Raw genomic sequence first — 14,324 nt, 5'->3', positions numbered from 1 at the left:
ATGAGTATTGCGGGTATATTTAAGTTCCTGCTCGGTTTTATCTTGGCACTGGCGATCCTGGCAGGGGGCGGGGTCGCCGCTACCTTGTATTTTGTTACCAAGTTAACGGCACTGCCAGCCAGACCCACGTTTTCTAACGATAAACCCCCGGTAACGGCAACCACTTCGGCGGATAAGGACAGCCAATCCCAAGGCTCTAATGCGAGCAACCCGGGAGGGAATCAGTCTAGCGAAAACAAGCTCGAACCGGGAGCCTATCGCGCGCGCGTCACCTGGCCCGATGGCTTGATCCTGCGCGATCGCCCCAGCTATGATGCCAATTCTATCGGCGGGATCGAATTCCGGGGCGAAGTGGTCGTCCTGGAAGAAAGCTCCGATAAGGAATGGGAAAAGGTGCGCGTGGAAGGCAGCAATCAACAAGGTTGGGTCAAAGGCGGTAATACCGAGCGCATCAATTAAATCCTTGGCCACTCCCTCGGGAAGCGCCCCCGCGCAAGCGCAGTAGGGTGGAATCCACCACAAGTAGCCTGTAGGGCGGAACCCACCACACACCGCATAGCCCCAGTCTTGCAACCTGCGGGCTTTTTTCTCTTGGGGCCTTTTTAGGCATTTTATGTTAAGAAATTTAACAAAATTCAAATAAAAATTGCAAAATCGGGCAATTGGGTTTGACTAGAAAAATAAACATGCTACCGTAACATATCAACTCAAAAAATTCATTCCCAATTGCAAATATGTACGACAAAAATTCAAATACCGATTTAGCAACAGCCGCCGTTACTGCCGCTTTGGGTGCCGGTGTTGTCACCTCTTTTGCCGTCAGTCAAGGTCAGCATCCGTTGGTTGCCTTGGGCATTACCGGTTTTGCCGTAGTGGTGGCGTTATTAATCGATCGCGCGGGTTTAATTTAATCCACAATTTCTGGCACTTGGGTGGGTGGGCAAAAGCGATCGCCTTCGGTTAAGCCCACCGCCTCTCTGGGTCTGTGGTTCCCCATTCCGGGGGGTTGCCCGGGAACTGAGAAACCCGCGTTGGCTCGATAATGTTGCTACGCAGCAGGAGCTAGCAGACCGACAGGGAGGTTGAATCGAGGGGAAGGGTTAGACTAGAATAAGCTATCCTTGCTGACCCTGACGTAGCTCTTTGAGGTAAAAATGGCTATCGCGATCGCGCAAAACGAGCAAAAGCAAAAAGCGCTGAACGTAGCGCTAAACCAAATCGAGCGAAATTTTGGTAAAGGGGCGATCGTGCGCCTCGGAGATTCCCCGAACACCACAGTTGAAACCATACCCACCGGGGCACTGACGTTAGACTTAGCCCTCGGTGGCGGTTTCCCGAAGGGGCGGGTGATGGAAATTTACGGCCCTGAGAGTTCCGGGAAAACCACTGTCGCCCTCCACGCGATCGCTGAAGTGCAAAAAGCCGGCGGAATTGCCGCATTTATCGATGCCGAACATGCCCTCGACCCCACCTATGCCGCGAAATTGGGGGTGGATATCGAGAATTTGCTCGTTTCTCAACCGGATATGGGAGAAATTGCCCTAGAAATTTGCGATCGCCTGGTTCGTTCCTCCGCCGTGGATTTAGTCGTCATCGACTCCGTAGCCGCACTGGTGCCTCGCGCGGAAATCGAAGGACAGATGGGAAACCCCACCATCGGCTTGCAAGCGCGGTTAATGAGCCACGCCTTGCGCAAGATTACCGGCAATATCGGCAAATCCAACTGCAGCGTCATTTTCCTCAACCAACTGCGGCAAAAAATTGGCGTCGTCTACGGTTCCCCGGAAACCACCTCCGGCGGACAAGCCCTCAAGTTCTACGCTTCGGTTCGTCTGGACATCCGCCGCATTCAAACCCTGAAAAAAGGCACGGAACAATATGGCATCCGCGTCAAAGGGAAGGTGGCAAAGAATAAAGTCGCCCCGCCATTTAGAATTGCTGAATTTGATATTTTGTTCGGAAAAGGCATTTCTCAACTGGGCTGTTTGTTAGATATCGCCGAACAAACCGAAGTTATCCAGCGTAAAGGCTCTTGGTATAGTTATCGTGGCGATAAAATCGGACAAGGCCGCGATAATGTGGTACAATATCTGTCCGATAATCCGGAAGTGAGCCAAAAAATCGACGCCGAAGTGCGCGAAAAACTGGAACTCGGGGTCGCCGTTGACGCCAATTCCGTAGGAGGCGCGCGCAAGAAGAAGGCATCCAAATAAATCGAACTCGTTCTAACTAACTCGTTCCTAGGCTCCGCCTGGGAACGCCGCTCCCGAGGCCCCGCCTCCCTCCAGTGAATCGGCAAAATAAGCAGCACCCCGGATTGGGGCAGTTCATCTCGCCCATACCCAAAGTGCTATATTTTCCCTCGCCGCAACCAGGATATTATCGGAAAAAGGTGGGTACTGTCCACCTTTTTTTTGTGCGGACTTCCGGTTTTGGTTTAGCGCGATCGCCCCTGGCACAACCGAATAATAATCGCAGTCAGAACCGCAAATATAACTGCGGCCAAAATTGTCATTCCCGTGGCAATTGTCGGGGTTAACCAAGGCTCTGTTACCCCGAGTTCCAACAAGTACGGAGTTAAAAAATGCTCGTTGGGATCGTTTTCTTGATTCGCCGCTACGGTGGGCACCACTACGATGGGAAATTGGCTGGAAATCGAGGCAGCAATTGAACCCGCCGCCAGTCCAATGCCCCAAATGGCAACTTTGTTTTGGAAGTGGCGATCGCCCTGTACTTGCACAGTTTCTACGAGCACCCGTAACGAGGCGATCGCATTCATTAACCCATCCAGTAATTCCATCCCCGGCGCGAAACTTTCATAATCCTTTTTCAGTTGTCGCAGGTATTTTTGTGCCACCCTCTCCCGAAATCCTTCTAAAAATCCTAACTCGTTCGCCGCCTTCAGGGAAGTCAACCGAGTGGGTAACAGAACTAAGCCTTTGTTCCCTTCCGCTTTTTCCCGCAGAGAAATCAGCCGCTTTTGGTAATTTTCTAGATTCACTTCCAGTGTCTGGATTTGATACAAAAAATTGCTTAGATGAATGCCATACCGCGATTGAACCCCCTGAGCTTTTTCTAGCATCTCCTGAATTTGATAGAGCTTCGGTCTTGTTTTGCTCGCCGCTTCTATTTCTTCCAAACGCCCTTGAATCGCGACAAAATCTTGTTGCAGTTGGGCTTTTAAATACCGACTTTGACCATACGCCCACATGATTTTTGCCCGATAGCTAAACAAGCGCATCCACTCTTGGAAATTATATCTCGCCGCTTCTTTTGCCGCTCCAGCATTGGGATAAATGGCGATAATCACGTGATGATTGTCTTGAATTTCTTCAATCTTCGGCGGTGATTCGGATTCCGAGTTTTTCCCCAACTCTTGCAGTCGCAATTGGTAACGCCACAGTTCAACGATATAGCCGCCCTGAAATCGTCCTTCCCCGCACCAGTCCTGCTGCCAATTTCCATCGGGCATTAAGTTATTATAACAGGCTTTGGCAATTTCTTGCGGGCTTTTTTTCGCTGACGGGGGCAATTCCGCAGAAATCATCCAGGTTTGCCCGAGAGAGGGAGGAAGATGATGAATTTTTTCGGCGAGATAGCGTTGCAGCTTTTTCACGCAAAAGAGAGGATGAGGTTGGCTGGTATTTTTTACTGAAGTGTTGACCAACAGCCCGTAAGTATCCCCGAGGCGCACGGGATAGTAACATCCTTCTAACTCTTGTGAATTATCGACAAATCGCGCGATACCTTTTTTTTTGAGTAAGGGAACGTACTCGGCTTCAAAATCCCTGTCTTGTTTGAACAGATGGGCGTGTAAGTCGTTGGGTAGTTTGGCTTTAAAATAGGCTTGATTTTGCGCGATCGCCTGTTGGTTTTGCCCTAAACCATCGCGCAAGTCGTACAAATACAAATCCAGGGTTGGGTAAACGATTTGATTCATTTGATGCTGGGTGTTAATTTGAGTTTCTCGTTCTTAGGAGATGCCTGTAAACCTATAACCAGAGGTTCTGCCTCCATGTGCCGCGACCTCGGAATTAGTTTATCGTTAGCAGCATGAGTTGGGAACGCACAACCAGAGTTTTGGCCTTAGTGTGCCTCTCCCTCCCCCGATAATTACCGGGTTTTAATTGCCAGTAATATCATCAAAAAAACCGCTGTTGTAAAAATTGCCAAACCCGCTGAATTCCGCTAATTTTTTTAGAAGTTTGAACGGGATTGGGAGTAGATAAAACCTGAATTGCCGCGTTGAGAATTTCTTGACTGTTAACATCCGGTTCGAGTTCGGGGTTATCTTCCGTTGCCAAATCGATAAAGTGACTAAAATCTGTCGGTTCATGGATAGAGTTCGGTATTTCGCGCCCTAACTCCGCCTGAGTTGGCAGCAGGTTGGGCGGAAAGTTGCCATTGCGCTCCTGAATGTCTGTGAGGAATTCTTGATATAATGACCGCAAGTCCGGATTGCCCTCCAGAATTGCCATTAGATCCGGTTCGATGATATCCTCCCAAGTGTCGGGGGAGTACATCAGTTGTTCGCCGATATCGACCAAAGCGGTACTTTCGTCTTCAGTGAGGGGCACCTCCAGACGATTCAGCGCCAGTAACAGGGAAAGTAAACTATTGTTAAGAGAGGTGGTCATAGGACACAGAGGTGGTTTATAGTGGGAAAATCAATATTTTATTGTACTGCGTTGGGGGCATGATAGCCATGCAGCGAGAAGCGTTAGCGATCGGGATTAATCGCTATCCTTTTTTGAAGGATAGGCAGAGGAAACTGACCAAGCATCTCACCACACCGGCAGGGGATGCGGAAGCGATCGCACGACTGCTGGAAAAACATGGAGACTTCCACGTGGAACGGTTTCCGAAAAAATGGAGCGAGGGGGCGTGGCAAGTGGATCCACAGCCGCGCCTACGGTATCCACGCCAAAACTGGACTGTAGAGCATTTACAAAATGCCATTACCCAGTTGTTTCATCCGCCAAAAGAAGATTCACCGCAAACGGCGCTGCTGTTTTTTGCCGGTCATGGGTTGCGAAAACGGGAATCCGGGAGTGAGGTTTTTTTGGCAACCAGTGATGTAGTTGAGGAAAAAGGACGGTTGGGGATTTCCCTGCAGTGGTTGCGGGAATTGTTAGAAAACAGTCCGGTGAGACAGCAGATCGTGTGGTTGGATTGCTGTTTTGGCGGGGAATTGTTCCATTTTGCAGAAGCAGAGCTGGGCATTAACGGGGAAACGCGCGATCGCTTTTTTATTACCGCATCCCGCTCGGACGAGCCAGCACATCCAGAATGGAGCGGAGAACATGGGGTGCTGAGTGGGGCGCTGTTGCAGGCACTTGACCCGACCCAGAAAGCGGATGGTTTGGTGACGAATTATAGTTTAGCGCATGACATCGAGAGTTATATCGAGAGCCAACGGCAATCGGCACAGCAGGGTCAGTGCCCAGTGTGTAAAAACTGGGGCGGGTTAATTACTCTCACGAAAACAAGGGAAAACCCCGATCCACCGATATCATCATCCTACAATCCACGAGATTATCAAGACTTCTATGGAAGGCAGGGCGAATTGGAGCAGCTTGAAACTTTAGTTCAGGCATCCCGCGTTCTAGTAATGTGGGGCGAATCGGGAGTGGGAAAAACTTATTTAGCAGCGCAACTTGCAAAGCAATTCAATGGAAGGTACAAAGTGTGTTGGCTAGAAGATAAAGAGGAAGGCTTTTCCTTGGATGAACTACTCTTACAGGTCAACGACTTTTTCAAGAACAATCGGGAGTATGGCTTTGACAACACTTATGCGGAAGATAAAATTAAAAATATCGACAAGAGCAACAGATTAGTGGAATTTCTCTCCCAACGGGAAAGCCCCTATGCTTTTTTCCTAGATGGATTTCAGCGAGCTAAGCATCAAGAATTTCTTCCTCTAATTAGTAGATTTACCACCACAAAATCTTGCCATAAAATCATATTAATTGACCATGCTCCAGAAAGATCGTTAGGCCCCTTACTGGCTGGGCAAGTGAAACAATTCCCAGTTAAGGGATTTCAACGCTCAGAAGCAGTTGAATATATCGATCGAGAATGCCAAGAAACAGGCTACTGCTCGCCATCGGATATCGATGCAATTTTTGAAAAGACATCAGGGCATCCGTTAGCTATCAATCTGATTATCCAGTATCGCCGTTTACTGGGGGTACCAATGAAAACGGTGCTGGATCGTCTTGTAGAGTATGACCAACGGTATGGAAAAGAGCTAAGTAAAAGACTCTTAGAAAATGTTAAAGTCCATCTGAATGAAGAGGAACAACAAGCTTTGATGCGTCTATCGGTGTTTCGGACTCCGGTTCAACGTTCAGCGTGGTCGTATTTGGATATTTCAGAGCCTGTGGGAGACTCCCTATTGCACAACCGCTTGCTAGCCCGAATGGAGGGAGATCGGTTTCAGATGCATCCCTTAATTGCCGAGTTTTGGCGTCAAGAACCGTCTTCCGATGAAATGCTGACCTGGAGGCACAAACAAGCTGCTCTTTATTACTGGAATTTGGCAATTCAAGGTCAGTTAGAAAGCTTAGATCGTTTTATTTATCTCGAATCCTATCACCACTGGCGGGAAAGTCGAGATGAGGAAAAGGCAGCGCAAGTGGTCAACGAGCTAGTGAGTCGCATCCACGAAAAAGAAAGGCTTCCTTCAGAACGATTACTCGGATTAACATCATGGCTTCTTAGTCTTCCAGATAATGTTGTTAAGGGTAAACCCTGGCTGTTGCTAGAAAAAGGCCGCAAGCTAGAGAAACAGTTTCGTCATCAAGACGCTGAAAAGCTTTTTCAGCAAGCTTCCGATGAATTTAAGGGAGAGAATCCTAATCCACTCGGCGCTTCTGTTGCCTTGTTTTATGTAGGAAAAATGCGCGCGCTGAGGGAAGATCCGGAAGCGGCTTTGCAAGCTTTGCACTTTGTTTTGGACATGGCAGTCCAGAGAGACGATATTCCGATGCAAATCAGGACGTTAGGCAAAATGATTGGCTGCTATAACGATATTGGGAACCGTCGTGAAGCTGAAGAGGCTGCAACCGTTGCTGAAAAGTTAGCGGATCGGATTGACGATCGCTTGGGTTTAGCTTGGCTCTTATATCGCAAAGGGAGTATTGAGCGACATCAAAGCAATTACTCAAAAGCCGAGAAATTATTTGGAAAGAGTGCGGAGAGCTTCGAGGAGTTGAAAGATGTCTATAGGCAGTCGAAATCCTTGTCTCGTTTGGGGATTTGCCAAAAATTCCAGGGCAAATTTGAAGAAGCGATTGTCAGTCTAGAACGGGCAATCAAGCTTAAGGAAGCGATTCGCGATCGCCACGGCTTGGCTCGCGATCGGGATTATTTAGCAGACATATATACCATACTAGGTAACTTTTCAGAAGCGGAAAGCCTTTACATCGAGTCCTTGAAGATAAAGGAAGGAGATAATAATAAGAGCGACCCTGACTTATACGGACAAATTAAAACTTGTAACAATTTGGCCAGATTGAATTTATCGAAAGGTCGTCTAGACAAAGCGGAACATTTTATTCAAGAATCAGCGAAACGAATCGAAAAACATAACCAAGAGTATAGCGTCAATGGAGCAATTGGCCTCAACGGAGCGAGATTAATGATTCAAGGAGATCTTGAATATAGTCGAGGTCAATATAAGCGTTCGTTAGAATCTTATGAAGAAGCGGCTACTTGTTTCACCTCGCCGCATCCAGAAGTTCATAACAGCTATTCCCGGGTGGTATGGAGTAGAGGCCGTACCTATCTGGCTATGGCAAATATGACAGGTGCAAAAGAATATCTTCAACAATCTCTGGAGAATTTCAAAACATACAAGATGGAGTACCATCAGGCACTTGCCCTTACCTATTTGGCAAGATGCGAGGTTTGGGAAGATTCCGACCGAGCAGACGCTTGCGATCGGGAAGCACGGGAAATTGCTAGCAGAATAAACTCTAATTCACTTCTCGCCGTTTGTCTTGAAACGCAAGCATTGTTAGCACAACATAAGCTGTTGCCAACCTTAGACCAAAGCATCGAAGAAACCGAAAAGGTAATTCATCCAATTTTACAGTATTTTGATGAGGCTAAAGCCAGGTGTTCGGAACAGCAATTTTTAGATATTGCTAGATTAAAGAACGACAAAATACTATGGCAGCTAGCTGTAAAATACTTCTGTCAAAAACCCATTCATCCAGAGGATGCTTATGGTCTGTTAAAAAAAGAAGAATTGGCTCCAGATATTCTTCGTCTTGAATTGCTTAATGTTAAATATTTGATTTCTAGCTGCCCTCTATCCTCCTGGTCTAATTTTATTGTCCATAAACTAGCAGAGTACGCTCGGGACGTTCTTTGTCCATTGGCGGTGCGATTTGGATTTAACCAGTTGCGAGAAGAGTTGGAAGAATTGGCTTTTGCCTTTTTGGAACCCGACGATTATGAGGAGATTGAGCGCAGGATAAAAAGCCGATTTTCTAACCAGGACTGCTTCCTAGAAAAATTGACTGAAGAACTTAAAGACGAACTAGAAGAAGCTACAATAGATGCGGAACTTCAGGCTAGAATTAAAAGCAATTACAGCATCTATAAAAAAATGAAGGCTCGTCAAGTTTCTTTAGAACAAATTTTGGACATTGTGGGAGTGCGGATTATTACTAAAACCGAAAGTGAATGTTACCAAGCGCTGGCGGTAGTTCAGAAGATGGGATCGTTTTTCCAAGGTGAAGGCATTCTGACGGAAAGCCTACGCGATTATATTAAAAACCCCAAAAAAGCTACTGGATATCAATCGATTCATGTTAACATTCAATACGGAGAACCCGAACCACAAATTGTAGAATTTCAAATCAGAACGCAAACAATGCACTGGGCAGCAGAATATGGTATCAGTGTATTGGGATTAGATAGCTCCGCTCATCGTCATTACAAAGAACCAGCACATTATGCCCGACTGTCATCGCAGCACGACTACGAACAAGCGCAGCGAAAACGAGTACATCTATCAGTAGAATGCGAAGCCGACTGTGTTGAAAAAATTGGCAATTTACTTCAAAAGGGACAATTAAAACTAGATCGGGTAGTCGGCGTCGATCGAGCAGAAAATCGGCGAATTATTTTGCTGTTGGAAATGGTTGGAAAAAGACAAAACTCTTCTGCATATCAACCGGGTGAAATAGAAGCAGCGACCCGTAAACTGGTCGATCGCTTAACTCAAATCAATGGCGAAGTTAAAGTAAAAATATTGAATTTCCAAGGACAAAAGCGAACCAGCAATATACCGTTGGCCGAAAAACAGAAAATCATCCAAAACCTTACGGAAAAATCCAGTCAAGAGGAGAACTACATTTATGTATTCACACCAAAAGGAGATGTGAAAAAAATATTGAAAGCCGAGGAATTGAAAAAAACAACAGCAGAGGAATTGAAAAAAACAACAGCAGTTGATTTTGCGTATAAGATACACGAGGAGGTGGGCAACCACTGTACTGGTGCGAAAGTTAATGGAAAAATGGTTAAACTCCACACGCCGCTTCAGAATGGCGATATTGTGGAAATCATCACTGATAAAAATGGCCATCCGAGTTTAGACTGGCTGAAGTTTGTGATTACACCTACAGCCAAAAGTCGGATTCGGCGATGGTATAGGCGAGTCCATCGGCAAGAAAATATTGCCACAGGTCGAGAAAAGCTACAAAAAGAGCTGGGTAAAAATGGGTTCACATCCCTGCTCGAGTCTGAGGAAATGCAAACAGTAGCGAAGCAATGTAATTATCACAGCGTTGACGATCTACTTGCTGCCTTAGGATATGGAGATCTATCTCTTAACTCTGTGGTTAATCGCATCCGAGAAGCGACACAAATTCAACCAACTCAACCAAACGGGGCAGAAACTTCTGACCCTCAATTCCCTCATTCTGGAACATCCGGGAGGCGAAATACTTTAGACTCATCAGCCATTGTGGGAATAGAAGGAATGCCCTATCGTCTTGCAGGTTGTTGCAACCCGGTTCCAGGTCAACCCATTATTGGCATTGTTACTCGTGGTGGGGATAGAGCTATTGCGATCCACACTCAAGCATGCGCTCGAGCTAAAAATGTGTCAAAGGAACAAGTGATGCCTGTGGAATGGAATAAAGAACACAACCAGAAATACACTACTTGGATTGAAGTTGAAGTGATAGATCGACCGGGAGAACTTAACAAGATCGCAAATATTTTAGCGGAAGACAATATTAATATCCAAAATTTGCGGGCTTTAGACAGGAGATCGGACTCGGGTAAGGCTACGGCTCTCATTCCCTTATGTATTGAAGTTAATGATGTAAAACAACTCGATCGCGTATTATCGCGAATGAAAAAACTGGAAAGCTGTTTGAGTGTAAAGCGTCAACGAGTTGACTGATGCTCGCGAAGAAAAGGGGTTTTTTGAGTGAATCAGAGGATATTGACATCCACTGACAAGAAAACCAGGAACCTGCAAAAAAATTATTAGCTGGAGAATAAATGCGATCGCGCTTTTGACTGGAGAACTGCGATCGCGCTTGTGAGAAAAATCCCATTGAGGGCAGGGCAAAGCATTGCCTTGTTGTTCCTACGGGGTAAAAACAGCCGTTTTATATTCAACGTAAAACCATAGCAGGAACAACAATGAGTTTCGAGTAGGCAAACAATCAGAAGCGGAGGCACGATTTCAATCCCCCACCACCGCTCACCACAGAGGATTCACTGCGTCAATCGGGGGCGGTGAAAAACTGATGACGTAGGTAGGGCTATAGCCCCGCCTACTCACTTATCCTTACTGTTTCACTTGAATCCCGATCGCGATTAAATTCACCAAATCTGCCATTAAATCCAATTCTGTCGGTTCCCACTCTCTCGCCTGGGGGTGATGAACTTCCATCGCCCCCCACAACTGCGGGGTCTTGTGGCGACGAGTGAAAATCGGAGCCACGATCGCCGCTTTGATCTGGTGTTTTTCGCTGAATTTGCGCGCCTTCTCGGGCACCTGTGGATCTGCAGTATCGGCGATCGCGATAATTTTCCCCGCCTGAAACTCCCTTTTATACTCTGCAAACCACCCCAAACAAGGCTCTAAGTCATCCAGACAGAATTGCACGCAAAAATTTTCCTCAGTTTGGCGGCCCACAAGGGTCAAACTGCCACTTTTATGGTATAATGCCACAAACTCTACCCCCAAACACTGGGCGATGTCTGGCATCGAGCTACCAAGCACATCCTCGAGCAACTCCTCGCCGCTCAATCGGCGCAACATGCCGCGCAACAGCAGCTCTCGGGCGGTTTGTTGGCGAAAGGCGCGCGCCATGTAGGTAACTTTGTGCTGTTGTCGATGGGTTTCCAGCAGGCGACTGACGCGCTGACGCAACACCGCCCAGTGAATCGGTTTGGTGATATAATCGGTAGCACCGGCTTCAAAGGCGCGATCGACCGCTTCGCGATCGTCGAGGACGGTAATCATCAGCACCGGGATATCTTTTCCCTGGGGGAGACTCCGCAACCGACTACAGCAGGTGAAGCCATCCATCCCCGGCATCACCCCATCTAACAATACCATATCGGGACGCATCCGGAGGAATTCAGCCACCCCCCCTTCGCCATTTTTCGCCTCTACCAATTGATAGCCTTGTTCCTGCAAAGCAAGACGCAGGAGCGATCGCAGTTCATCGTCATCATTTACCACCAAAATTAAAGGCGTAACCGATTTATCATCAGCCATCATACTTCACTCTCTTTCAGTTAAAGTTCTAACGCTGGTTTTACTTTCTCATATTCCACTACCCAGTTCCATCTACCTTTTGGATTGCATTGGGGTAAAAATTGGGCGGGCGGAGATTCGCGGGTAACTCTCACCCCCTGCATTTGCAGTATTTCCAGAAGAGCCATCAGAACCGCATCCCGTGAAGGTACCGCCTCAACGGCTTTCCAACCATTCTTTGTCAAATCCTCGCCGCCTTGTCACAACCTCAGCAGTACCTCTTGCTGATTTACCGGACTATTTATAGGTATAAAAAACGCCGAACGACCTGTTGTGAGATTTTTGCCATCCTGAACGTTACGCAAGGCGTAAAAAAGCCCCAAAATTGACAATTTGTTTGGCTATTTTTTCCAGTAGCAGCCTCTTTAACAACTTCATAATAATTTCGATGGCTGATTTTATTCTAACCAGTGGAAAGAAAATTTTCCGCGATAGTAGCTGGCGATCGCCGTTGCCAAATCGCCCTTACCAGGGCACGCCAATCATCGTAAATCCCGCCCAATAATAGGGATGAGAAAGATTGTCGCTCTCTGCTTCATGCAGTTCTGGGGGCAAAGGGACTTCCTCCCCTCTTTCGGTGAGGAGTTCGCCTTCTTTTAACCTGACTTTGCCCTGAATTAAAGCAAGCTGAGCTTGTCGCAGGGCTTCGGCTTTAATTATCGAGCGATCGCTTTCCACTGAAGTTCTTAAGGTGGCGTAAAATTCACTCATCAGCGCCAAGGTGCCCGCATCGCTAACATACCACAAACTCGCGAGGGCTGAGGGCACGCCACTGTGAATCGCCAAACCCGCAAACCCCATTTCTGCTTCTACATTTCCCAACGCCGTATTGCAAGCACTCAGCACCAACAGACCCACCGAACTATCCTCGAAGCGGATCTGGTTCATCGCATCTAAAAACAGTTTTTCATCCCAAAACTGAATGTAGGAATTGTGCGGTTTTCCCGGTAAGAAATCCGCATGAGTTGCCAGGTGGACGATGGCATATTGTCCTTGCTGAAGTTGCGATCGCAGGTTGTCTAAAGTAAAAGCGCGATTGAGAAATATTTCTCCGTTGAATAACTGATTGGCAATGGTATTTAATTCCACGGGCACGGCGGGCAAGGGATTTAACTCTTGGAAAATTGACGCCCCCATTGCCAATACATCAGAACTAGTCAAGGGGTTCGTTTCCACATCGATCATATTAAAAGCTGGAATCAATCCAATGCTATAGTTTTCCACGAGAAACTTGTCCCCATCATGCAATGCAGCAAAGGGCAGCGATCGCAATCCACCCCCCACGCAAAATATCAAGGTGGCAATATTCTGTTCTTTTAATTTCGATTCTAACGGTGCGATCGCCCAGTTATAGAGTCCCTGCGCCGCACTTAAATAAGAGGTGCTATTTCGCTTGATGGGATTGGTGATTTCCCCGCGCAATTCTGCGATTAAATCCACCAGCGCCGCCCGGTTGGCATCGGGTACGCTATGGTGCATAAATTCCCCATCTGGCGTCACCAATACCACTTCCAGGCGATCGGATTGCGGAATCATATAAATTAGCGCCGGGTTTTTCCCGGTTTTTCGCCCCATCAGCGCTAGCGCATCGCCAATTTCATCTCCTAATGTGGTGACTTCAGACAAATTTCTGTCAAAGTAATTTTCGTAGTTTTTTTCCCAATCGCGTTCGAGTTGAGTAATCGCCTCGGAAAAATTTCCCAGCTCTATATGTTCTCTGACGTCTTGTTTGTGCCCGATCGCGATACCTGGTGAAGGGCGTTTTCCCCCGGGCGGGACTAAGTAATTTTTCCCAACGGGATTCGGGGCAGTTATCCCCTGAGAAATATTACTCAGCTCCATAGGCTCTTTTGCTTCTATTTCTACGCCATTTTCTAGTCTTGTTGGGGTGTTTGGCATCTGAGAAAAATTGCCATTGGTTTCCTTAGCCGCAATCGAGGATCCGGAGGCGATCGCACTTAACCCAAATAAGACTAACGGAAAAATGAATAGTTTTTTAGAGAAAAATAATGTTCCTTTCGATATTAATTTCATTTGGCTTGGTTCTCCCTTCGCAATTTAATTGTTGTCCCCGATCCTTTTCACTATAGCGGTTCTCAAGGCAATCGCCGGATTGATTGCTTTATTGTTATTATTTTATCGCCACGTCACTTTTTGCAAGTTGGCGATTGACTATAATTAATTACTAACTTTTTTAAAACAATCTTGACAATTATTCATTGCAAATTGTGGATTGTTATCTGGCAAGACCCTATCCAGGCTCTTCCAGGAGTCGGTCATTTATCGCTTTCGGAAAATATATAGGAGCAAATACAGGCCCTCGCATTAACAAAAATTCATAATGTCATCAGTCGGTGACATTATGAATGTGTTCTAAATCACATTTTCCTGAAAAAAAATCACAATTTTTTAATGTTTTCTGTCACAATGGAAGAAAGACATGCAAGGCATAGTCAGCACCCCGCTCTAAAGAGACGGGGCTTCTAGCCCCTGACTTTAGGTAGCTGACCAGCCTAAGCCCTACGAG

At 46.7% G+C, this 14,324-nt stretch carries 8 protein-coding genes; 4 read left to right on the top strand and 4 right to left on the bottom strand.

All coding sequences use genetic code 11. From position 1 onward, the window contains the following. From LKK83_RS08780 to recA, 3 genes are all read left to right on the top strand, one after another. Entirely contained in the window at nucleotides 1-459 is a 459-nt protein-coding gene (locus LKK83_RS08780; protein ID WP_324630699.1) for an SH3 domain-containing protein, read from the top strand. Between the two features lie 275 nt (nucleotides 460-734). Then, nucleotides 735-911, top strand: a complete 177-nt coding sequence (locus tag LKK83_RS08775; protein WP_324630698.1) for a hypothetical protein — start codon at nucleotides 735-737, stop codon at nucleotides 909-911. 243 nt (nucleotides 912-1,154) lie between these two features. After that, nucleotides 1,155-2,213: a recombinase RecA gene (gene recA, locus LKK83_RS08770; protein ID WP_324630697.1), complete on the top strand. Its 1,059-nt coding sequence runs from the start codon at nucleotides 1,155-1,157 to the stop codon at nucleotides 2,211-2,213. Nucleotides 2,214-2,437: 224 nt separating this feature from the next. Here the strand turns inward: recA and LKK83_RS08765 are convergent, their stop codons facing one another. Then, complete coding sequence (locus tag LKK83_RS08765; protein ID WP_324630696.1) at nucleotides 2,438-3,940, bottom strand: hypothetical protein; 1,503 nt, start codon at nucleotides 3,938-3,940, stop codon at nucleotides 2,438-2,440. A 202-nt stretch (nucleotides 3,941-4,142) separates the two neighbouring features. Beyond that, the gene (locus LKK83_RS08760) at nucleotides 4,143-4,637 is read right to left on the bottom strand and encodes a hypothetical protein (protein ID WP_324630695.1); all 495 of its coding nucleotides are present in this window, start codon (nucleotides 4,635-4,637) and stop codon (nucleotides 4,143-4,145) included. A gap of 11 nt (nucleotides 4,638-4,648) precedes the next feature. On the opposite strand from LKK83_RS08760, the gene LKK83_RS08755 reads away from it, so the two are divergent. Beyond that, a complete protein-coding gene (locus LKK83_RS08755) occupies nucleotides 4,649-10,426 on the top strand; it encodes a tetratricopeptide repeat protein (protein ID WP_324630694.1) in 5,778 nt (1,925 codons plus the stop codon). Between the two features lie 393 nt (nucleotides 10,427-10,819). On the opposite strand, the gene LKK83_RS08750 is transcribed toward LKK83_RS08755, so the two are convergent. Both LKK83_RS08750 and LKK83_RS08745 read right to left on the bottom strand, forming a co-directional pair. Then, nucleotides 10,820-11,761 carry a response regulator gene (locus tag LKK83_RS08750; RefSeq protein WP_324630692.1) on the bottom strand — a complete coding sequence of 314 codons (942 nt, stop codon included), beginning with the start codon at nucleotides 11,759-11,761 and terminating at the stop codon, nucleotides 10,820-10,822. A 501-nt stretch (nucleotides 11,762-12,262) separates the two neighbouring features. Further along, the gene (locus LKK83_RS08745; protein WP_324630691.1) at nucleotides 12,263-13,831 is read right to left on the bottom strand and encodes a CHAT domain-containing protein; all 1,569 of its coding nucleotides are present in this window, start codon (nucleotides 13,829-13,831) and stop codon (nucleotides 12,263-12,265) included. Nucleotides 13,832-14,324: the final 493 nt, after the last annotated feature.

The organism is Phormidium sp. CCY1219, assembly GCF_035615515.1.
Lineage (GTDB): Bacteria > Cyanobacteriota > Cyanobacteriia > Cyanobacteriales > Laspinemataceae > CCY1219.
This window is presented reverse-complemented; position numbering and strand designations above follow the sequence as displayed.

Bases quoted from the DNA above. Each gene is read 5' to 3' on its own strand.
- LKK83_RS08780 (WP_324630699.1), top strand. From the start codon at position 1: ATGAGTATTGCGGGTATATTTAAGTTCCTGCTCGGTTTTATCTTGGCA.
- LKK83_RS08775 (WP_324630698.1), top strand. From the start codon at position 735: ATGTACGACAAAAATTCAAATACCGATTTAGCAACAGCCGCCGTTACT.
- recA (WP_324630697.1), top strand. From the start codon at position 1,155: ATGGCTATCGCGATCGCGCAAAACGAGCAAAAGCAAAAAGCGCTGAAC.
- LKK83_RS08765 (WP_324630696.1), bottom strand. From the start codon at position 3,940: ATGAATCAAATCGTTTACCCAACCCTGGATTTGTATTTGTACGACTTG.
- LKK83_RS08760 (WP_324630695.1), bottom strand. From the start codon at position 4,637: ATGACCACCTCTCTTAACAATAGTTTACTTTCCCTGTTACTGGCGCTG.
- LKK83_RS08750 (WP_324630692.1), bottom strand. From the start codon at position 11,761: ATGATGGCTGATGATAAATCGGTTACGCCTTTAATTTTGGTGGTAAAT.
- LKK83_RS08745 (WP_324630691.1), bottom strand. From the start codon at position 13,831: ATGAAATTAATATCGAAAGGAACATTATTTTTCTCTAAAAAACTATTC.